Genomic DNA, 20,998 nt, shown 5'->3' with positions numbered 1-20,998 from the left:
GTGTCTGACTAGTTATTTTTGACTGCATCTTAATTTAAAGGAATATCTATTTTGTATTGTTCAAGTAATTCAAATTCTTCGTCATAATAATATCCAAGCTTGTATTTCATATTCTTTTCTAGCTTAGGTAAAACAGCAACGTGAAGTCCACTTTCTCTATCTAATATAAAGTCTTTATCAGTCATAACAACATTTTTATAAACATTATTACCTTTATCGTCTACAAAAAAGAAGTTACCGTAGTGAAGTACAACACCTTTGGTTGTATAGAATACTCTGGTTTCAGTGTCGCCATACTCAATTTTATCAACAATTAGTGATCCTTTACCTGACATTTTTAGTTCTAAAGGTAATTTGTCTATATTAATTGGGTTAGGCGATATTCTTTCTTTTATATCACTGATATAACGAATAGGAATAAGTGTTAGGGATTTTATATCCTTTTTGGCTTTTACAAACTCAAAGCTATTTTTAGAAGTAGAGAGAGAACTAGTAATGGAATTAAAGGGGATAACATCTAAAGCATTCCCCTTATCATCAAATAATGCAAATTGGCTAAATGGAATTTCAACATCATGATTATCCGAGGATAAAGGCAACGATGGTGTTTTAAACTTTTCACTTATAACTATTTGATTTCCAAAGGGGGTTAGAGCTACCTTTTCAACGGTTATAGCATGCTCCCTGTCAGGATATTTTATAGTAGCTTTTTTATTAATATTGACTACTTTACTATTACTCATAGCTGATTTCTTTGAAATATCCATTTTAAATTCATAGTTATAATCTTTAGTGTTAGTAGTATTAAAGAGAAGATTTAATTTAAAATTCTCTGGTAGGCTTTGTCCGCCAATATCGGCCCTTATTATACCTTTAATATTACCATCAGATGTTAAATAAGCATCTCTTTTGTCATTATTTGAATAGTTTCTTTTACCATCAACTATTAGATTATAGCTGGGAAAATAACTTACTTCCATATCACCATTAGTGTTGATAATATTTTTTATATCACCTGTTATATTATAAAAAATAACGAGGAAATTGTCATCACAAGACACATTATCTATGGTAATATTTACACCGTTTTCAGTCAAAGTTTTTCCAATAATAGTGGAATACTTCTCAAATTTCTGTAAATCGCCACTGTAATGAAGGGTTGTGTTACCTTGGAAAAAATCTATTATTTTATTTACTATGGGAACATTTTTGCCATAAACAGCTGTAAAAGATGAAAATATAATGGCAGCGGCAACAGATGCAGCTATATAAGACCTTTTTTTAGGTGCTCTTTTTTGGTTAATATTATTTAAGGTTGCATCTATCTTTAAATTAAGCGAAACAGGAAGTTCAAATTTCATAGTTTCTTGCTTTGCTTTTTCTTTTAGTATAATATCAAATTTATCCATTTAAAATCCTCCCAATCATTATAAATTAACAACTAAAACTTTTAGATTTTCCTTTGCACGGCTTAGTCTTGATTTTACGGTTCCTTCAGGTATACCTAAGGTTTTTGAAATCATACTTATGCTCATATCTTCGTAATAAAAAAGTATTGTTGCAATTCTTTTATTTTCTTCTAGTGAATTAATTGCGTTCATAAGTTTAAAATCTTTATAATTGTCTTCATAGGTATTATCACAATTATCAAATTCTGTAGTAAGTATTTCTCTTTTTTTCTTCTTAATTGCAGAATAACATTCGTTTACCAGTATTTTAAAAAGCCAAGATTTAAATATATCATTATTTTTAAGATGTGAAATATTTTTATATGCCTTTAAAATAGTTTCTCCGATAGCATCCTCCACATCATGTTCATTTTTTAGGATGCTTTTAGAAATTCTATACATTGATAGCTTGTTAATATGTATAAGCGCTCCGAAGGCTTCATTATCGCCTTTTTTTGCTTTAACTACATTAAGATAAGTTATGCTATTATCTCTGGAAGATATTATTGTGTCCATGTTTTATAACCCCCTTATAATAGAAAGACAATGGAGAGCTTATAAAAGTTCCATATATTAAAAAATATTTTTATTTATAAGTTAACAGATATAAAATTACAAGTAAATAGTTTTCTAATAATTAACGTTTTTAGTTAATGTAATTAAATATATTTTGGTATATTATAGTATAATAGAAACAAAATCAGAATTTGCGATGAAATCTTTAATAAAAGGGGTAAGGAGGATATCATGGAATATTTTATTGGACTAGATATTGCACAACCAGTACTAAAGCTATTGCATTTGATTTACTCGGAAATGTAATATCAAAATGTAATATAGGCTATCCTATTTTAAATCCTAATCCTTCATGGAGTGAGCAAAATCCTGAGGAGATGTTTGAGGCAGTAATTAATACTATTAAATATGTAGTAAATGAAAATGATAAAAATAATAATAAACTGCTTGGTGTAAGTTTTAGCTCGGCTATGCACGGTATAATGGCTGTAAATGAGAAGGGGGACAAATTAACTGATTGTATTATTTGGGCAGATACTAAAAGTACGCAGTATTCACAAAATATAAAAAATAGTAAAGTAGGTCATGAAATATATATGAAAACGGGTACGCCGATTCATCCAATGTCACCACTATGAAAGATCGCATGGATGAATGATAATATGAAGGAAGTATTTAAAAATACATATAAATTTATTTCGATTAAAGAATATATTTTCTTTAAGTTATTTGGCGAATATGTCGTGGATTATTCAATTGCATCTGCTACAGGTATGTTCGATATTTACGAGCTCTCATGGAATAAAAAATCATTAGAAGTTGTAGGAATAAGTGAGGACAAGTTATCTACACCAGTATCCACAACAAAGGTATTTAGAGGAATGGATACGAAGTACGCAGATATGATGGGTCTTGATGCGCAGATGCCATTTATAATTGGAGCAAGCGATGGTTGTCTTGCAAACCTTGGAGCTAATGCCATAAAACCAGGAGATGCTGCCGTTACAATTGGAACTAGTGGAGCTATAAGAATAATAGCTGATAAACCACAGAATGATGAAAGTGAAAGAATCTTTAGTTATATTCTTAATGAAGATCATTTTGTTCTTGGGGGATCTGTTAATAATGGAGGGATTATTTTTAGATGGTTTAGAGATAATTTTGCCCAAACAGAACTAGAGAAGTCTAAGGAAATGGGTATTGATCCCTATGAATTACTTACAGAAGTTGCGTCGAAGGTACCAGCAGGGGCAAATGGTTTAATATTTTTGCCGTATTTACTTGGAGAGAGAGCGCCGCATTGGGATGCAAGCTCAAAGGGCGTATTCTTTGGAATAAATATTACACACAAAAGAGAACATTTCTTAAGAGCACTTTTAGAAGGAGTAATGTTTGGAGTTTATAGTGTGGGGAAAGCTTTAGAGGATACAACTGGTAACATCGATACAATTTATGCTACTGGAGGGTTTGTTAGGTCTGAACTTTGGGTTCAAATGCTAGCAGATATGTTTAATAAAAAGGTGGTAATAGCTGAAAGTTATGAAAGCTCATGTTTAGGCGCGGTAGTACTTGGTATGAAGGCAATTGGACTTATAGATAATATAGAAGAAGTAGAAAAATTAGTTCCTATATCTAAAACATATAAGCCCAATATGGAAAATCATGAAGTTTATATGAAAACTTTCGAAATCTACGAAAGATTATATTTGAAATTAAAAGATGAGTTTGCATGTATTGGGTTATTACAAAAATAAGATTTAGGAGTGTATAGTATGAGTAAACAACAATTTGGAGTTATAGGCATAGGTGTCATGGGTAAAAATCTAGCTTTAAATGTTGAAAGCAGAGGCTTATCAGTTTCAGTATATGATAGATCCAAAATAGCAATAGATGAGTTAATTAAAGATTCAAAAGAAAAAAATATTGTGGGAGCATATTCTTTAGAAGAATTCGTAAATTCCCTAGAAACACCAAGGAAAATATTGATCATGATAAATGCAGGAAAACCTGTAGATGCTGCGATAGAAGAGTTAATACCGTATATATCAAAGGGTGACATATTAATTGATGGCGGTAATTCGTTTTTTATGGATACTATTCGAAGAAACAAAAGACTTGAAGGGTTGGGTTTTAAGTTTATAGGAACAGGAGTATCTGGAGGAGAAGAGGGCGCTTTAAACGGACCATCAATTATGCCAGGGGGACAACTGGATGCTTATAAAATAGTAGAACCAATTTTTACAGCAATAGCTGCAAAAATTGATGGAGAAGTTTGTTGTACTTATATTGGAGAAAATGGAGCAGGACAATATGTGAAAATGGTGCATAATGGAATTGAGTATGCAGATATGCAACTTATATGTGAGGCATACGCGCTTTTAAAAGAAGTTTGTGGTTTATCTAATGAGAAGATCCAGGAAGTTTTTACAAAGTGGAATAAAGGTGAACTTAACAGCTATCTAATGGAAATAACTAGTGAGATTTTCGGGCAAAAAGATGAGGATACTGGAAAACACATGGTGGATGTTATTTTAGATAGAGCGGGTCAAAAGGGAACAGGGAAATGGACTAGCCAAAGCGCTTTAGACTTAGGAGTTCCAATCCCCACTATAACAGAGGCTGTTTTTGCACGATGCATTTCTGCAATAAAAGATGAAAGAGTTTTCGCAAGTAATATTCTAAAAGGGCCAGAAACAGAGTTTGAGGGCGACATAGATGAGTTTATAGAATCAGTAAGAAAGGCTCTTTATGCAAGCAAAATATGTTCATATGCACAAGGATTCGCACTTATGAAAGCTGCATCGCAGGAGTATAATTGGGAACTTGAATATGGTGAAATTGCTAAAATATTTAGAGGTGGGTGTATTATTCGTGCTCAGTTCCTTAATAAAATTAGTGAAGCTTACGTAAAAGATAGTAATATTAGCAACTTAATGCTAGACTCATACTTTAAGGATATTCTTCATAAATATCAAAAATACTTACGATATGTAGTGTCTACAGCTATAAATTTAGGCGTTCCAGTACAAGGATTTTCTAGTGCAATAATGTATTATGACAGTTATAGAAGTGCAACCCTTCCAGCAAACTTACTACAAGCACAAAGAGATTATTTTGGTGCTCATACATTTGAAAGAACGGACAAAGAAGGAATATTCCATCATGAGTGGGTAAATGATAATAACGAGAAATAGCGAATTAAAATAAATTTAAAGGAGAGGATAGTAATGAAATTATTTATAGACACAGCAAATGTAGCTGAAATTAAAGAAGCAAATGATATGGGTGTTATTTGTGGGGTTACAACAAATCCATCACTTATAGCTAAAGAGGGTAGAGATTTTAATGAGGTAATTAAAGAAATTGCTTCTATAGTTGATGGACCAATAAGTGGAGAAGTTATAAGCTTAAAAGCTGAAGAAATGGTAAAAGAGGGACGTGTAATTTCTAAGATCCATAAAAACATGATCGTTAAAATTCCTATGACAGGAGAAGGACTTAAAGCAGTAAAGATTTTGACTAGTGAAGGAATACACACAAATGTAACCCTTATATTTACTGCAGCACAAGCTCTACTTGCTGCTAGGGCAGGAGCCACTTATGTTAGTCCATTCCTTGGAAGACTTGATGACATAGCAACGAATTCGTTAGAACTAATAGAAACTATTGTGGATATATTTGAGATCCATAATATTTCCACGGAAATCATAGCTGCAAGCATAAGGAGTCCTTTACATGTGGTAGCTGCTGCTAGAGCTGGTTCTCATATTGCGACTGTTCCTGTAAACGTAATTAAAGCAATGATTAAGCACCCACTAACCGATAGTGGTATAGAAAAATTTCTTAAGGATTGGAATAACACATTTAATCTTTAAAGTAGCGAAAATTATAGATACTTATGATACCTGCAGTTTATATTTTAGACTGCAGGTTTGTTTTATAATCTCTATAAAACAATAACAAATATTTGTACTTGTTTTAGTGGTTTAAGTGTATAATAAACAAAACAAAACTTTGAGAAGTTTATAGGTATTACTGTAAGGAGGATTGTAAATTATGAATAAACAGCAATTTGGAGTTATGGGTATGGGTGTCATGGGTAAAAATCTAGCCTTAAATGTTGAAAGCAAAGGGTTTTCAGTTTCAGTCTATAACAGAAACAGAATCAGGACAGATAAGTTGATTATAGAGGCAAAAGAAAAAAATGTTGTGGGTACATATTCTATAGAAGAGTTCGTAAATTCTCTAGAGATCCCAAGGAAAATACTAATTATGGTTAAAGCGGGAAAACCTGTTGATGAGGTTATAGAGGAATTAATACCATATATATCGAAGGGTGACATATTAATTGATGGTGGAAATTCGTTTTTCATGGATACAATAGGTCGAAGCAAGAAGCTTGAAGGTCTCGGCTTTAAATTTATAGGCGCAGGGGTTTCTGGTGGAGAAGAGGGAGCTTTAAAAGGTCCCGCAATTATGCCGGGTGGTCAAATTGATGCATATAAGATTGTGGAACCCATTTTTACAGCTATAGCTGCAAAAGTAAATGGAGAGCCTTGCTGTACTTATATTGGTGACAGTGGTGCAGGACATTATGTGAAGATGGTTCATAATGGCATTGAGTATGCAGATATGCAGCTAATTGGTGAGGCTTATGCACTTTTAAAAGGAGTAGTAGGTCTATCCAATGACCAGCTTCATGATGTTTTTGCAGAATGGAATAGGGGTGAGCTTGATAGCTATCTAATAGAAATAACTAGTGAAATATTTGCACAAAAGGATAGCGAGTCTGGGGAAGACATGGTTGATATTATTTTAGATAAAGCAGGTCAAAAGGGAACTGGCAAATGGACTAGTCAAAGCGCTCTAGATTTAGCTGTACCGATTCCTACAATAACAGAGGCGGTCTTTGCACGTTGTATTTCTTCATTAAAAGATGAACGAGTAATGGCAAGTGATATTTTGAAAGGTCCTGAAACGAAATTTTTGGGAAATATAAATGAGTTTATAGAATCTGTAAGAAAAGCACTTTACGCAAGTAAAATATGTGCATATGCACAGGGATTTGCACTTATGAAAGCTGCGGCAGAGGAATATGGTTGGGACCTTAAGTATGGTGAAATCGCTAAAATATTTAGGGGTGGGTGCATTATTCGAGCTCAGTTCCTCAATAAAATAAGTCAGGCTTACGTAAAAGATGCTAGTATTAAAAATTTAATGCTAGACTCATATTTTAAGGATATCCTTCAGAGTTACCAAAAGGACTTACGCTGCGTTGTGTCCACGGCTGTGAATTTAGGTGTTCCAGTGCAAGGATTAGCCAGTGCAATAATGTATTATGATAGTTATAGAAGTGAGAAGCTTCCAGCAAACCTACTACAGGCACAAAGAGATTATTTTGGTGCTCATACATTTGAAAGAACAGACAAAGAGGGAATATTTCATCATGAATGGGTAACTGATAAGAAATAAAAACAGATAATAATAAGATCTGCAGTTTACACTGCAGATTAATTTTTTTGGATTAATAAGTTTTTATTCTCAAATTAACCCTCTGTCCACGCTAAAAATTGCTTCTTATCATTATATAGGGACTTATATCCTAAGTTTAGAGATAAGAAGACTGTAATACAAACAGAAGTACAAATTGCAATCATAATGGCTATCTGGTACATAATAGCGGTGGTAGGTAGTGTTCCAGATAATATTTGCCCAGTCATCATTCCAGGTAAAAAGATTATACCCATTCCCAGCATGGAATTTATGGTTGGAATTAAGGCGGTTTGCAACGCATTATTAGCAAAAGGTTGCAAAATATCTTTAGGTTCCACTCCTAAATTTAGTAGTGTACTAATTTTACTTTTTTCTTTGCTTAAGTCATCCATAAAAGTTTTTATTGCAATGTTTACTCCGGTCATAGCGTTACCTATAATCATACCAGCCAGTGGGATAGTGTATTGAGGATTGAATATGGATTTATTAACAACAACAGTTACAAAGAAAACTAAAACGAAGAGCCCTGAGAAGGTTAAAGAAGCTCCAATTGCAATTTTAAACTTTAGGTTTAAGTCTTTTTTACTTTTAATTACTCTATGAATAGAAAATATTAGCATAAGTAATAAAAATATTATTGTAAATATAGGTTTTGGATTACTAAATACATATTGGAGTATATAACCTACCATTATAAGTTGAACTGACATTCTTATACTTGCAATTAAAAGTAGTTTTGTTTGATTAACCTTTGATTTTTTCATTATTATAAGTACTATAATTAACAGTAAATAAATAAGCGAAAACTTAAAAATATTCAGTGTAACTGCTCCTTGCATATCTAAAACTCCTTAGTTATTTCGATTTTATTTTCGCAAAACTCATCCACAATATTTTTATCATGACTTACAACTACAACATCAATATCCGTTTCTTTACAGAAATTTATTATATTCCTCATAACTTTATGGCTGTTTTTTTCATCTAATGCTGAAGTTGGCTCGTCCAATAATAGGACTTTCGGGCATAATGATAAGAAAATAGCTATATAAACTCTTTGACGCTCGCCACTAGAAAGAGTAGAGGCACTTTGGTCAAGTGGCACATTTACACAGCAAAGCTGAGTAATGTAACTTATATAATCAATTTTAGGCATAGGTAATTCTCTTATTGAATAAAATGTTTTGAAATTATCTAAAATACTCTCATCAAAGAGGAAAGGATCTGCAGAAACTAGACTGACCTCACGTCTTAGAGAAATGGAATTATAGTCATCAAGAGCTGTACCATTATATAATAATTCACCAGAAACTGGATTTATGGACTGATTTAATAACTTTAAAAAAGTGCTTTTACCACAGCCACTCTCACCAACAATAAAATTAATCTTACCACGCTTAATTTTTATGTTATCATAGCTTAGATTAGCTTTATAAGTAAGATGACTTGCTTTAAATAGTAAATTATTCATAATTATAATTTCCTTCTTTTTATATATTTTGATTGTGTATTTTCAATAGGCTTATTATAGCATATTATAGTATGCTATAATTTAACTATGTTAACATATATGACAGGGAGATTATATTACGATTTTTTGTTAAGAGGATGTAAAGGTTTATTTTGAAGATGAAGGACTTATAGGACTTAACTCTCCTAAAGCAGTACTAAGAGAGGCTTTTTCAGCTGGAATTATAAAAAATGATGAGTTATGGCTTAGAATGCTTAATGAACTAAAGGAACAAATTGAAATAAGAATTTAAAATTGATTTTAAGATTAAAGCAGTATTATTCATAATAAGCTATAATTTATGGTAAAATAAGATAATTAAATAAAAGAAAGAAGGTTTTACTTATGGAAAAAATAACTCCTAAAAGGGAACAGGCTTTTGAGTTATTAAAAAAGTACAATAAAACTGATAGTTTGATAAAACATGGATTAGCTGTTGAGGCAGTTATGAGACATTTTGCCAAGCTAAATAATGAAGATGTAGAAAAATGGGGTATAGTTGGTCTTCTTCACGATGTAGATTATGAGATGTATCCAAGTGAACATTGTGCTAAAGCAAGGGAGATATTAGAAGCAGAGAGCTACCCAGAGGAGTACATACATGCAGTACAGAGTCACGGATGGGGAATATGTAATGATGTAGAACCAATACATAAAATGGAGAATGTTCTGTATACAATTGATGAACTTACTGGTCTTATAACAGCAAATGCTCTAATGAGACCAAGCAAGAGCATATTGGATTTAGAAGTGAAATCAGTTAAAAAGAAATTTAATCAGAGGAGTTTTGCAGCAGGTGTTAATAGAGATGTCGTTCTTCTAGGTTCGGAAAGAATGGGAATGGATATAAGTTACATACTTTCTGAAACCATAAAGGGTATGAGGAGTGTTGCAGAGGAAATTGGTTTAAAAGGAGAACTTTAAAGGCCACCCACATTAAATGTGGGTGGCCGCTTTTATTTGCAGGTATCTAATAGTTTGAACTTGTTCAAATTTGTCAAATAAGATATACTATATTTAAGCAATATTTACATATACTTAATAAACTAATAATTTTAAAAACCCAAACAGTAAGGGAGTATTATTTATGGAAATCACTTTTAGATGGAAATTATTTTTATATTTTGTAGGGGTTATATTATTTACTTCTATTACTATAGCAGTAATAACTCATAACCATATATATACTTTGTTAAAGAATGATATGCAATCTGATACGGAAAGGCAAATGGTACAAGTGGATAATACTTTTTTTAATATGTTTAAACAAATAAAAGATAATACTAATTATTTATCAGCTTCTGTGGATGTAAAAAAATCTGACGAATCAATACTGGCATTGTTTAACATGTCCAAAAATGAATCGGATAGAAAATACTCGAAGCAAATACCAGGCATAGAAAGCACCATTTATAAAAACTTTGAAAATTATGGGATAACACATAGTGATGCTGAATACGTTTATCTTGGAACAAAGTGGGGGGGCTATATCGAGTGGCCAGATGGTCCCGCTATTAATAGTTATGACCCTAGAGTAAGACCGTGGTATAAGGGCGCTTTAGCTAAACCCAGTGAGGTAGTAATCTCTGACCCATATATTTCATCTCACGAAACTAAATCATTAATAATAAGTGCTTCATCAACTATAAAAGATGCTTCGGGAAGTGTTATAGGAGTAATGGGACTTGAAGTAAGTTTAGAAAAATTATCTGAAATGATAAGTGATATTAAAATGGGGAATACAGGTTATGCATTTATTTTTTCAAAAGATGGTACAATACTTGCCCACCCAAATTCTAACTTAAATTTTAAGAATATAGAATATGCTATTAAGGATTATGATAAGATGCTTACTGAAAGTAACTCAGTGTTTGAAACTATTATAGATGGTAGTGAGGTATTAGTTAATGTATATTCTTCACCGACCACAGGCTGGAAAATTGCAGCAGTTGTACCGAAAAGTGAGCTTATTTCATGGGCGAATAAAACTGAGTTTTATATAATTATAGTAACATTAGGTGTTTTAATAGTTACTATATTTCTTACATCCATTATGACAAAACGCATAACAAAGCCAATTACACAGTTAACATCTCTAATGAAGGAAGCAGAAAATGGTAATTATGAAGTTAGAGCTAAAGGCATTTACACTAATGATGAATTTGGAGAATTAGGGGCTAGATTTAATGTGATGTTAAAAAGAATTAGTTCTACATATGATGAACTATCAGCAGTACACGAAGAACTAACAGCAACAGAGGAAGAGATTAGAGCTCAGTATGACGAACTTCAACATAATGAAGAAGCCTTAACAATTAGTGATGAAAGATATCAACTTGCTTTAGATGGTTCAAATGATGCAATTTGGGAATTTGATATAAAATCAGGAACTTTTTTTGCTTCTGATAAATTATTCGAAATTACAGGTTATAAACCAACTAAAAATTTTAATACAAAATCTTTTATTAAAAATTTTGTTCACATAGAAGATAGGAATACTGCTTTAAAAGATTTAAGAAAGCATATTAACAATATAACTACTATTTATAAATCAGAATTTAGAATTAAAATTAATGATGGTAGCTATATATGGGTATCCAATCGAGGCAAGGCACTAAGAGACTTAAATGGTAAAGCAGTTAAGATTGCAGGTTCTATTACAGATATCACAGATAGAAAAAACGCGGAAGAGAAAATTAAATTTATGGCTTATTATGATGATCTTACGAAGCTTCCTAATAGAACTTTTTTTATGAATAAACTAAAACAACAATTAAATACTGCAGAGCTCCAAAATTCTGGGGGAGCTGTATTTTTTCTAGATTTAGACAATTTTAAAAATATCAATGATACTATGGGTCATGATTATGGGGACAAACTATTAGTATTTTTAGCAAAGCAGATGGAAATCTTAATAAATGAAAAAGATACTATATGTAGACTAGGAGGAGATGAATTTATACTTCTTCATCCGTGTTATAAAGAAGAGGAAGTAGATTCTTACGCAAAGGCATTGTTAGCTTTATTTGATAAGCCTTTTGAAATTGATAATAAACAAATGTATATTACAGCAAGTATTGGGGTGGCGTTTTATCCAAAGGATGGAAACGACACAAGTACTATTTTGAAAAATGCTGATTCAGCCATGTATAAGGCAAAAGAATTAGGTAAGAATCAATTTGCCAGGTTTGATGAAGAAATGTATCTAAAATTAGAAAGAAAAACATGTATTGATAGAATACTTCGAAATGCTATTGAAAACAATGAGCTAAGTATCCATTACCAGCCGCAGTTTGATGCAAAAACAAATGAGATATTTGGTTTTGAAGCTCTACTCAGATTAAATAGTGTGGAGCTCGGGTTTGTATCTCCAGTAGAATTTATACCTATAGCGGAAGAAACAGGCTATATAGTACAAATGGACAAATGGGTACTCAATGAAGCTTGCCGGCAAAGCGTCGAATGGCTTAATGCAGGCTATAGATTCAAGAGTATAAGTATCAATGTTTCGACGGTGGACATGCATCAGATAGATTTTTTAGAAACTGTTAAAGGTATTTTTGAAAATACAGGGATTAATCCAAATATTGTTGAACTTGAAATTACGGAGACAGTCCTTATGGAGTCGCTTGAAACTAATATAAAGATACTAAAAGAACTGATGAATATGGGTATAAGAGTTGCATTAGATGATTTTGGTACTGGTTATTCATCACTTAATTATCTAATGAAGATTCCAATATCTACTTTAAAGATTGATAAATCCTTTATAGATAATATAACTTCAAACATACAAAATGAATCAATAATTAAAAACATAATTCAAATGGCTCATAGTATGGAACTAAAAGTTGTAGCAGAAGGGGTAGAGACTGCGAATCAGCTCTCAATACTTAAAGAAAAGGAATGTGACTATATACAGGGGTATTACTATAGTAAACCGCTGACAGTTTTGGATACCGAAAAATTATTATCAAAAAACACAAAAGAGTAGAAAGTTTTAAATAACCATCCAAGGTGAAGTTTATTCACTTTGGATGGTTATTATAATTTGTCTATTCTGTAGGATTTTTTTACAAGGTAAACATAAAATTTTCGTTATATTAATAAGTCTAAGCTACATTAATTATGCCTTTGTCTCCGCTTTTCGGATGAGTAGATAATTAAAGCCACAGATAATCGCAGTACAGAGCAACATGCTAAATGAAGCAATATATGGATTGGGAATGCTTCCCGAAAATCCCATGGCTGCTACAATAAATTTTATAATGGATTCAAAGAGTTTTCCGTTGGTTGATTGATTTATGATTATAAGTAGACCTGAAAGAACAAAAGGCGCAAAGGAAATTAGATAAGACATTAGTTTACTACTTCGATAATAAGCCATGCTTATAAACCAACCGATTACCACAAGTAGGTAAAATATAGTACTAAACCAAACAATGGTAGCTATAACGCTATAATTATTATAAAACAGGGTATAGAGGACAAAAACCTTTATATTCATTCTACTTATTATAGAAAGTATCAGTGTAAGAATTACTGCCCAAGCTATAGATACAATTGCCATCGAGAGCACATTAGCCCAAAATAAGCTCTTTCGTGAAACACCATTTGCTAGCATAAATTTAAAGCTAGTTATAAAAATTTTAATTCCAAGAATGAATATAAATATAAAAGCTATCAAGTCACTACTTCCTGCAACGACACCAGATCCTGGAAACAAATAGGTTGCAGTCATTGATATTAAAATATTTAAAGCTATAATTGAAAGGCACATCAAACCTTGTAATTTAAACGTCATTAGCTGATATTTTGTAGCTCTGAAAATATTATTCATAATTGTACCTCCTTAAGAATTGGTTAGACTGATAATTAATTCTTGTAGTCCTACAGATGCTATTTCAAGACCTAACTCTTTAGTAACCTCTTTATCTTTGTTATCGCGGTTTTGATATATGGTAGTCATTTTTAAATTTCCGATTGTTTCCTCCCTAATAATATTTCTACCCTTTGTGAACACTTCAACATTTTTGGCATCACCAGACACTGTATATCCTAGTTGCAAAACTTTGTCTACGGGCTCTGCAAGTACGATTTTAGCATCCTTAATAATAATTATGTCTTCCAAAATGTCCTCGATTTCGTCAATCAAGTGAGTAGATATTACAATGGTCTTTGGCTGCTCACTATAATTTTTAATGAGTTCCTTGTAAAAAAATTCTCTGTTGTTTGCGTCAAGTCCTAATACTGGTTCATCAAATAAAATTATAGAGGCTCCTGAAGCTAGTGCAAGTATCAATTTGAAAATTGAATTATAACCAGTTGAAAGACTTTTTATTTTTTTATTTACGTCAAGTTTAAAATTAGTTGCAAGCTCATAGGCATACGTCATATTGAAATTAGGATAAAACTCCATTGTCCATTTGAAACCTTCCTTAACCCTCATATACTCTGGATATACATTTTTCTCATTCATAGAGAAAATCTTACCCTGTGCATTATCATTATCCACCGCTGTTTCACCATCAATTAGTATCTCTCCTGAACTTGCGAAAAGTTTGTTAGTTATAATATTTAAAAGTGTAGTTTTACCTGCACCGTTCCGGCCCATAAGTCCATATATTTTATTGGGCTCAAGAGTTAAAGAGACATTTTCTAATGCGATTGTTTTATTGAAACATTTTGATATATTTTTAATTTCAATCCTGCTCATTATGGCAACCCCTTTCTATTAAGGCAATAATTTCACCTTTGCTGATATTTAAGTTTTTAGCTTCGTCTAAAAGAGATAATATATAGCTTTCATAAAAAACGTTTTTCCGTTTGGATATTATTTTATCCCTTGCTCCAGTGCTCACAAACATTCCAATGCCACGCTTTTTATATATGATATCCTCGTCCACGAGAAGGTTTACGCCGCGGTTTGCGGTGGCTGGATTTATTTTAAACTTAATCGCTACCTCTGTAGTAGAGGGGATTTGCGTCTCTTCCTCAAATATGCCTTTGAGTATATTATTTTCAAGTTCTTCAGCAAATTGCAGGAAAATGGGTTTCTCACCACTCATATTAAGTTGCATTTAAACACCACCTCATATTCATAATATTATTATATAGTATAATTACCTTGTCAATTGGTTAGTCGCTTATGCAACTAACTATATAGCATAAGAAAATAAATGTCAAGACAAATAAATAAAACAAGAGCATCTACACTTGTGGCTGTTTTTTACACGAATTGTTTGCCGTACCCCAAAGTAAAATTGAATATTTTATAAGGCAGAGTACACTACTGTTTAAATTATCCCTATTATGGGATATACTATTAATAGGTTAATAAACATTAGTATATCAATTAGTTAATTGCAGTAAGGGGGAAAAATATATGGAGCAGAAAACTTATTCAAATGAGAAATATCCAACACTTGAAATTAACTTGAAAAAGGTACAAGAAAATATAAAACATATGGTTGACTTATGTAGTGCGAAGGGAATAAGTGTGGCGGGAGTAGTTAAAGGATTCAATGCAATACCAGAGGTCGTAGAACAATTTGCGAGAGCTGGGTGTAGCTATATAGCGAGTTCAAGAATGGATCAAATAATTAAGCTTGCGGAGTATGGAATAGATAAACCACTTATGATGATTAGAATTCCAATGTTTAGTGAAATAGAAGAATTGGTGAAATTTGCTTCTATTAGTCTAAATTCCGAACTAGAAACGTTGGATAGAATTGAAAGAGAATGTGAAGTGCAAGAAAAAAAACATAAGGTTATCCTAATGCTAGACCTAGGTGATTTAAGAGAAGGGCTTATGGATGAGGAAGAATTTATTAACTTAGCGGTATATGTAGAAAACCATCTTAAAAATGTTCAGCTTTATGGAGTTGGAACAAATTTAGGATGTTATGGAGCAATAAAACCTACAGAGGAGAATTTAGGAAGACTTTGCCAGGTTGCTGAAATAATTGAAAGTAAAATAAATAGGAAACTTGAAATAATTTCGGGAGGGGCTACAAGTTCATTGCCACTAATAATAGATGAGAAAATGCCTAAAAGAGTAAATAACTTAAGAATAGGCGAAGGTATATTATTAGCACAGGATTTAGAAGAATTTTGGGGATATGATATGAGTCATTTGCATAAGGATACTTTTGTGCTGAAAGCTCAGGTAGTGGAGATAAAAAATAAACCTACACATCCTATTGGAAAAATATTTATCGATGCATTTGGAAATATACCAACCTACGCGGATAGCGGGATAAGAAAAAGAGCATTACTTGCAGTGGGCAAACAGGATTTTGGATCACACGATAAATTAATTCCACAAAAACAGGGTGTTAAAATTGTAGGAAGTAGTTCTGATCACTTAATTATAGATATTGAAGATTGTGGCATTGAAACTAAACTAGGCGACATATTGTCTTTTTTAATGTACTATCCACCAATGATGTATTTAAGTGGGTATTTAGGTATAACAAAAAAATTAATATAAAATTAGCGAGGAGAAATTTAATTATGCAAGGAAGATTTGATAGAATATATCTTAAATATGTATTATATGTTGCTTTAACAGCAACTTTAGTTTTTATTAGTTACAATGTAGTCTTTAATTTCGGACAACTTTTCAGCAGTGCATTTAGTGTAATAGGTGCTTTGGTTTTAATAATTTCCCCTCTTATTATAGGTATTATAATTGCATATTTACTATATCCATTATCACGATTTTTAAATTCAGTTTTAGTTGATCGTATAAAACTGAAATATAAGCCCCATTTGTTTAGTGTCATACTAACGTATATAGTAGTAATTTTAGTATTTGTTTTACTTATTTATAGTATTTATGCAATGATTGGAGGGCAAATTAGTGACAATAAAACATTGTCAGGTATGTTTACTACTATCAGCTCATATGTAAAGCGATATAATGAACTATTTGATTACATTGACATAAAGATTACGCAGAGTGGACTCTCTGGGGATATAAAGGGGTATTTAACAAATGCTGTAAGCCAAATAGCCCCCTATCTATCAGTGTCTATAAATAGTATTATTAAAATATCTACAGAACTTGGAAGTAGCATTTTTAATAGTTTTATTGGCATATTTATTTCCTTTTATTTATTAAAGGACCATGAATATTTTAAAAACTTATATATGAGTTCCATGAGGGTTCTAGTTAAGAAAGACAAATTAAAGAAGTTTAATAAAACTATTTTTGAAATTAATGATATTGTGTCAAATTTTATAAGAGGGCAACTGCTTGTTGGGTTAATAGTTGGTTTAATTAGTAGTATCGGACTATCAATTATGGGTCTTGATTTTGCTTTCCTTATTGGGTTTACTGCAGGAATAGCTAATGTTATACCTTATGTTGGTCCACTAATTGGTTGTGTTCCGGCGGTTATTATTGGTCTACTCAGCCCAAACCCTATCATGGCTCTTTGGGCAGTACTTCTACTTCTTGCTGTTCAACAGCTCGATGGTGCAGTTATATCTCCTAAAATTGTAGGAGATAGCATGGGCCTTAATCCAATATTTGTAATTATGGCAATAACAATAGGTGGTACAATGGCTGGTATACTTGGAATGCTTATATCTGTACCGATTGCAGGTATAATAAAACTATTCTTAACAAAGATGTTAATAAAGCATCAGGAGCAGCAACAGGAAAGCAGTGAAGTTTAAGGTTATAAATGAATGAGATAATTATATATCATTAGATTGATTTCACGAATAAAGAAGGGATATTTACAATTTTGTAGAATGTTATAATAGAGTGATTTATTTTAAGTAAATGGATAATAGAGTCATTTTAAAATAGGTTAAATAGATTAGGGATTAAAGGAGATAAACATGGAAAAGGATAAAAAAATTGCTGTACTTATTGATGCTGACAATGTATCTGATAAATATATAAGATTTATCATTGATGAGATTTCAAATCACGGAACACCTACATATAAAAGAATATATGGAGATTGGACTAAACCTCAGCTATCATCATGGAAAAACGTATTACTTAATTATTCTATAAGCCCAATACAGCAATACAGCTATACCACTGGCAAAAATTCAACGGATGCAGCTCTTATAATTGATGCCATGGATATTCTGTATTCTAATAATGTGGATGGATTTTGCATTGTATCTAGTGACAGTGATTTTACTAAACTAGCAGCACGCCTTCGTGAAGCTGGTATGTATGTTATTGGAATGGGAGAAAGAAAAACTCCTACGCCGTTTATCTCAGCTTGTGAAAAATTCAAATATCTTGAAGTATTAGCTTCAATGGCTACAAAGCAAGGTGAACCTACTAATGTTAAAGGAGCACAAATACAAGAAGAAACAAAACTTAGCATGGCGAGTTCACATGAATTAGTAGAGGCTATTAAAACTATTATAACTGAGATTTCAGATGAAGACGGTTGGGCATTTTTAGGAGAACTTGGAAGCACACTTAATAAGCGGTATCCAGATTTTGATACTAGAAACTATGGGTATACAAAGCTTACACCTTTTGTAGCATCTTTAAATCAGTTTGAAATTAGATCGACCAAAACTAGTAATCCAAGTATAAGTCTTAAATATATTAGGAATAAGGAATAATATTTTTTGAGTCATTATAGTTGAAATGTACATTATTCATTATATAAAAATATAAAACTCGAAAAAATGACTACGAAAAAGCTAATTCAGCTTATATTTCGTAGTCATTTTTGTTTAGTTGATATCAAATTAATTTTAGTGCTTGTTGCACTTACTTTTATCAGAACAGCTGCTACCACAACTGCATTTATTATTTTTGGTGTCACTATAAACTTTTCTAAAAGCAAATATTATAACACATGCAAAAACTAGACCGACTATTACATTCACCATATTACATTTCAACTCCTAACTCAGCGCGTTTAGAATCCGCTTTTTTAATAATTGTAACAAGAAAAACTGTAGTAATTACGGCTATAACTATAGCTGGTATAAAACCTGCTGCAGGTGTACCATATATTACAAGTGAACCGACTTGGTTAACTAGCATTGCTAAAATGTAACCAACGCTAAATTGGAAAGCTAGAGCTTTAAATAGCCATTCAATCGAACCCATTTCTGAATTCATAGCTCCAATTGCTGCAAAACAAGGTGGAGTAAAAAGATTAAAAACGAGATAAGCAAAAGCTGTCACTGGGGTGAAAAATTGTGTTAAAACACCTCCAGGTAAATGAAGCGCTTCTTCTGAAGTGACAACTAAAAGTACAGCAAAAGTAGCAACAATATTTTCTTTGGCGATAAAGCCTGTTATCGCTGCAGCTGCAAGCTGCCATCCAACAAATCCAAGAGGAATGAAAATTGGAGAAATAAATGATCCAACTGATGCAAGTATACTTAAACTTTGATCTTCTACAGGACTTAAATTCCAGCTATATGCCTGAGCGAACCATACAAGCGTATTACATACAAGTACAATTGTTGCAGCTTTATAAATAAATGCTTTTGCTTTATCTATCATTTGATTAAAAGCATATTTTAAGCTAGGCAATTTATAATCAGGAAGTTCCATAATAAATTGAGAAGAGTTGTCCCATACAAAAATTTTCTTTAGAAGTAGCCCTCCAATTACAATCATTGTAATTGCAATAAGATACATACTGGGTCCAACCCAGGCGTTCCCAGGAAAAAATACAGCCACGAACAGGGCTATAATAGGGAGTTTAGCACCACAAGGTACAAAAGGAGTAAGTATTGTAGTCATTCTCCGCTCATTAATATCTTCAATTGTTCTTGTTGCCATAACCCCGGGAATGGCGCAACCAGAACCAACAATCATTGGTATAATAGACTTACCAGAAAGGCCTATTTTTTTGAAAAAGCGATCCATTATCACAGCTACTCTAGCCATATATCCACAGTCTTCAAGTAGTGATAAGCAGAAGAATAATACCATAACCAGAGGTAGAAATCCTATAACAGCGCCAACGCCACCAATGGCTCCATCTACTATAAGTGCTTGCAATAAAGAATTAACACCGAGACCATCTAAAAAACCATTCACTGCATTTGGAACAATTTCTCCAAATACTACATCATTAAAGTACCCTGATAGATATCCACCCAGACCTTCAATAGAAAACGAAAAAACGGCCCACATAATCATGAAAAATATAGGTATACCTAGCCATTTGTGAGCAACAATTCTATCTACTTTATCAGATAATGTGATTTTGCTCGAATCTATTTTTTTAACCAAACATTTTTGAATGATTTCTGAAACAAATGTTTGCCTTGCAATATCTGAATCTTTATCTTCAAAATTTGATGCAATCTGAGATTTCTTCTCTTGCCCTAGCCTTACAGATTCATTAATTAAATTTAATAATCCATCTTCTGATGTTGCAGTAGTAGCAATAACCTTACAGTTTAATGCTTTACTTAAAAGTGTTTGGTCTATAACATCTCCTCTTTTGGATATAATGTCACTTTTATTAAGAGCAATGACTACTGGAACTCCGAGTTCTAGTAGTTGTGTTGTAAAAAACAAACTCCTACTAATGTTGGCTCCATCAACAATATTAATAATTACATCCGGTGCTTCGTCTAAGATAAAGTCTCTAGTAATTGCTTCTTCACCGGTAAATGGTGAAATGGAATATGTACCCGGAAGGTCAACGACTATAACATCAAGTCCTTTAGAATTATATTTTTTCTTAAGAACTGCTTCCTTTTTTGCTACTGTAACACCAGACCAGTTTCCTACATGCTCTGTTTTTCCTGTAATACCATTGTAAAGCGTGGTTTTACCTGAATTTGGATTTCCTGCTAATGCAATTTTCATAGTAACTTCCCCCTCTCATTTTGAGATAGTGTAAACACTATCTTTGTTTTTATATATCTAAATCCTTGCTATTGCATGGTTTTAGCTGTTTTTAACGTAAAAAAGCAATGACCCCCTCTTTTCTGATATAATTGTTGTATCTAACTCAACAAAAATCCCAAAAGGAAGGTGTCATTGTGAGTACAATTATATCAATGTTAGTTA

General features: G+C 32.2%; 18 protein-coding genes and 1 pseudogene. 10 read left to right on the top strand and 9 right to left on the bottom strand.

The annotated features are described in order from the left end of the window. Positions 1-29: 29 nt before the first annotated feature. Together ACJAX4_RS11965 and ACJAX4_RS11960 are read right to left on the bottom strand one after the other, a co-directional pair. Positions 30-1,409 (bottom strand): DUF4179 domain-containing protein, encoded by a 1,380-nt coding sequence (locus tag ACJAX4_RS11965; RefSeq protein WP_435789689.1) that lies wholly within the window; start codon positions 1,407-1,409, stop codon positions 30-32. Between the two features lie 18 nt (positions 1,410-1,427). Then, positions 1,428-1,964: an RNA polymerase sigma factor gene (locus ACJAX4_RS11960; RefSeq protein ID WP_435789688.1), complete on the bottom strand. Its 537-nt coding sequence runs from the start codon at positions 1,962-1,964 to the stop codon at positions 1,428-1,430. Between the two features lie 236 nt (positions 1,965-2,200). Here ACJAX4_RS11960 and ACJAX4_RS11955 point away from each other — a divergent pair. From ACJAX4_RS11955 to gndA (ACJAX4_RS11935), 5 genes and pseudogenes are all read left to right on the top strand, one after another. Next, a pseudogene (locus ACJAX4_RS11955) lies at positions 2,201-2,875 on the top strand (FGGY family carbohydrate kinase); the annotation flags it as partial. After that, complete coding sequence (locus tag ACJAX4_RS11950) at positions 2,867-3,718, top strand: FGGY-family carbohydrate kinase (RefSeq protein ID WP_435789690.1); 852 nt, start codon at positions 2,867-2,869, stop codon at positions 3,716-3,718. The pseudogene ACJAX4_RS11955 and the gene ACJAX4_RS11950, both read left to right, overlap by 9 nt. Positions 3,719-3,736: 18 nt before the next feature. Then, the gene (gene gndA, locus ACJAX4_RS11945) at positions 3,737-5,158 is read left to right on the top strand and encodes an NADP-dependent phosphogluconate dehydrogenase (RefSeq protein WP_435789687.1); all 1,422 of its coding nucleotides are present in this window, start codon (positions 3,737-3,739) and stop codon (positions 5,156-5,158) included. Between the two features lie 33 nt (positions 5,159-5,191). Then, complete coding sequence (gene fsa / locus ACJAX4_RS11940; RefSeq protein WP_435789686.1) at positions 5,192-5,839, top strand: fructose-6-phosphate aldolase; 648 nt, start codon at positions 5,192-5,194, stop codon at positions 5,837-5,839. 181 nt (positions 5,840-6,020) lie between these two features. Beyond that, positions 6,021-7,436 (top strand): NADP-dependent phosphogluconate dehydrogenase, encoded by a 1,416-nt coding sequence (gene gndA, locus ACJAX4_RS11935; protein ID WP_435789685.1) that lies wholly within the window; start codon positions 6,021-6,023, stop codon positions 7,434-7,436. A 74-nt stretch (positions 7,437-7,510) separates the two neighbouring features. Here the strand turns inward: gndA (ACJAX4_RS11935) and ACJAX4_RS11930 are convergent, their stop codons facing one another. Together ACJAX4_RS11930 and ACJAX4_RS11925 are read right to left on the bottom strand one after the other, a co-directional pair. Then, positions 7,511-8,296: an ABC transporter permease gene (locus tag ACJAX4_RS11930; RefSeq protein WP_435789684.1), complete on the bottom strand. Its 786-nt coding sequence runs from the start codon at positions 8,294-8,296 to the stop codon at positions 7,511-7,513. 2 nt (positions 8,297-8,298) lie between these two features. Continuing rightward, positions 8,299-8,928 (bottom strand): ABC transporter ATP-binding protein, encoded by a 630-nt coding sequence (locus ACJAX4_RS11925; protein ID WP_435789683.1) that lies wholly within the window; start codon positions 8,926-8,928, stop codon positions 8,299-8,301. A gap of 384 nt (positions 8,929-9,312) precedes the next feature. On the opposite strand from ACJAX4_RS11925, the gene ACJAX4_RS11920 reads away from it, so the two are divergent. Beyond that, entirely contained in the window at positions 9,313-9,891 is a 579-nt protein-coding gene (locus ACJAX4_RS11920; protein WP_435789682.1) for an HDIG domain-containing metalloprotein, read from the top strand. A gap of 163 nt (positions 9,892-10,054) precedes the next feature. Further along, entirely contained in the window at positions 10,055-12,961 is a 2,907-nt protein-coding gene (locus tag ACJAX4_RS11915) for an EAL domain-containing protein (protein ID WP_435789681.1), read from the top strand. A 132-nt stretch (positions 12,962-13,093) separates the two neighbouring features. Here ACJAX4_RS11915 and ACJAX4_RS11910 read toward each other — a convergent pair whose 3' ends face one another. Genes ACJAX4_RS11910 through ACJAX4_RS11900 form a run of 3 tightly spaced genes read right to left on the bottom strand, consistent with a single transcriptional unit; the run spans position 13,094 to position 15,047 of the window. Continuing rightward, the gene (locus tag ACJAX4_RS11910; protein WP_435789680.1) at positions 13,094-13,807 is read right to left on the bottom strand and encodes a hypothetical protein; all 714 of its coding nucleotides are present in this window, start codon (positions 13,805-13,807) and stop codon (positions 13,094-13,096) included. A 12-nt stretch (positions 13,808-13,819) separates the two neighbouring features. Then, positions 13,820-14,683 carry an ATP-binding cassette domain-containing protein gene (locus tag ACJAX4_RS11905; protein ID WP_435789679.1) on the bottom strand — a complete coding sequence of 288 codons (864 nt, stop codon included), beginning with the start codon at positions 14,681-14,683 and terminating at the stop codon, positions 13,820-13,822. Then, positions 14,670-15,047, bottom strand: a complete 378-nt coding sequence (locus ACJAX4_RS11900; protein ID WP_435789678.1) for a GntR family transcriptional regulator — start codon at positions 15,045-15,047, stop codon at positions 14,670-14,672. Before ACJAX4_RS11900 ends, ACJAX4_RS11905 begins: the two co-directional genes overlap by 14 nt. A gap of 305 nt (positions 15,048-15,352) precedes the next feature. Here ACJAX4_RS11900 and ACJAX4_RS11895 point away from each other — a divergent pair, with 305 nt between their 5' ends. The 3 genes from ACJAX4_RS11895 to ACJAX4_RS11885 all read left to right on the top strand — a co-directional run bounded on the left by ACJAX4_RS11895 (position 15,353) and on the right by ACJAX4_RS11885 (position 18,573). Beyond that, positions 15,353-16,459, top strand: a complete 1,107-nt coding sequence (locus tag ACJAX4_RS11895) for an alanine racemase (protein WP_435789677.1) — start codon at positions 15,353-15,355, stop codon at positions 16,457-16,459. A 23-nt stretch (positions 16,460-16,482) separates the two neighbouring features. After that, on the top strand, positions 16,483-17,652 hold the full coding sequence (locus ACJAX4_RS11890) for an AI-2E family transporter (RefSeq protein ID WP_435789676.1): 1,170 nt from the start codon (positions 16,483-16,485) through the stop codon (positions 17,650-17,652). A 168-nt stretch (positions 17,653-17,820) separates the two neighbouring features. Next, positions 17,821-18,573 (top strand): NYN domain-containing protein, encoded by a 753-nt coding sequence (locus tag ACJAX4_RS11885; RefSeq protein WP_435789675.1) that lies wholly within the window; start codon positions 17,821-17,823, stop codon positions 18,571-18,573. Positions 18,574-18,708: 135 nt separating this feature from the next. On the opposite strand, the gene ACJAX4_RS11880 is transcribed toward ACJAX4_RS11885, so the two are convergent. Together ACJAX4_RS11880 and feoB are read right to left on the bottom strand one after the other, a co-directional pair. Beyond that, entirely contained in the window at positions 18,709-18,846 is a 138-nt protein-coding gene (locus ACJAX4_RS11880) for a FeoB-associated Cys-rich membrane protein (protein WP_435789674.1), read from the bottom strand. 1 nt (position 18,847) lies between these two features. Continuing rightward, positions 18,848-20,794 (bottom strand): ferrous iron transport protein B, encoded by a 1,947-nt coding sequence (feoB, locus tag ACJAX4_RS11875; RefSeq protein ID WP_435789673.1) that lies wholly within the window; start codon positions 20,792-20,794, stop codon positions 18,848-18,850. Positions 20,795-20,998: the final 204 nt, after the last annotated feature.

This window comes from Clostridium sp., from assembly GCF_051278035.1.
Lineage (GTDB): Bacteria > Bacillota > Clostridia > Clostridiales > Clostridiaceae > Clostridium_AD.
This window is presented reverse-complemented; position numbering and strand designations above follow the sequence as displayed.

Coding starts and splice junctions, on each gene's coding strand:
- ACJAX4_RS11965 (WP_435789689.1), bottom strand. CDS start 1,409: ATGGATAAATTTGATATTATACTAAAAGAAAAAGCAAAGCAAGAAACT.
- ACJAX4_RS11960 (WP_435789688.1), bottom strand. CDS start 1,964: ATGGACACAATAATATCTTCCAGAGATAATAGCATAACTTATCTTAAT.
- ACJAX4_RS11950 (WP_435789690.1), top strand. CDS start 2,867: ATGATGGGTCTTGATGCGCAGATGCCATTTATAATTGGAGCAAGCGAT.
- gndA (WP_435789687.1), top strand. CDS start 3,737: ATGAGTAAACAACAATTTGGAGTTATAGGCATAGGTGTCATGGGTAAA.
- fsa (WP_435789686.1), top strand. CDS start 5,192: ATGAAATTATTTATAGACACAGCAAATGTAGCTGAAATTAAAGAAGCA.
- gndA (WP_435789685.1), top strand. CDS start 6,021: ATGAATAAACAGCAATTTGGAGTTATGGGTATGGGTGTCATGGGTAAA.
- ACJAX4_RS11930 (WP_435789684.1), bottom strand. CDS start 8,296: ATGCAAGGAGCAGTTACACTGAATATTTTTAAGTTTTCGCTTATTTAT.
- ACJAX4_RS11925 (WP_435789683.1), bottom strand. CDS start 8,928: ATGAATAATTTACTATTTAAAGCAAGTCATCTTACTTATAAAGCTAAT.
- ACJAX4_RS11920 (WP_435789682.1), top strand. CDS start 9,313: ATGGAAAAAATAACTCCTAAAAGGGAACAGGCTTTTGAGTTATTAAAA.
- ACJAX4_RS11915 (WP_435789681.1), top strand. CDS start 10,055: ATGGAAATCACTTTTAGATGGAAATTATTTTTATATTTTGTAGGGGTT.
- ACJAX4_RS11910 (WP_435789680.1), bottom strand. CDS start 13,807: ATGAATAATATTTTCAGAGCTACAAAATATCAGCTAATGACGTTTAAA.
- ACJAX4_RS11905 (WP_435789679.1), bottom strand. CDS start 14,683: ATGAGCAGGATTGAAATTAAAAATATATCAAAATGTTTCAATAAAACA.
- ACJAX4_RS11900 (WP_435789678.1), bottom strand. CDS start 15,047: ATGCAACTTAATATGAGTGGTGAGAAACCCATTTTCCTGCAATTTGCT.
- ACJAX4_RS11895 (WP_435789677.1), top strand. CDS start 15,353: ATGGAGCAGAAAACTTATTCAAATGAGAAATATCCAACACTTGAAATT.
- ACJAX4_RS11890 (WP_435789676.1), top strand. CDS start 16,483: ATGCAAGGAAGATTTGATAGAATATATCTTAAATATGTATTATATGTT.
- ACJAX4_RS11885 (WP_435789675.1), top strand. CDS start 17,821: ATGGAAAAGGATAAAAAAATTGCTGTACTTATTGATGCTGACAATGTA.
- ACJAX4_RS11880 (WP_435789674.1), bottom strand. CDS start 18,846: ATGGTGAATGTAATAGTCGGTCTAGTTTTTGCATGTGTTATAATATTT.
- feoB (WP_435789673.1), bottom strand. CDS start 20,794: ATGAAAATTGCATTAGCAGGAAATCCAAATTCAGGTAAAACCACGCTT.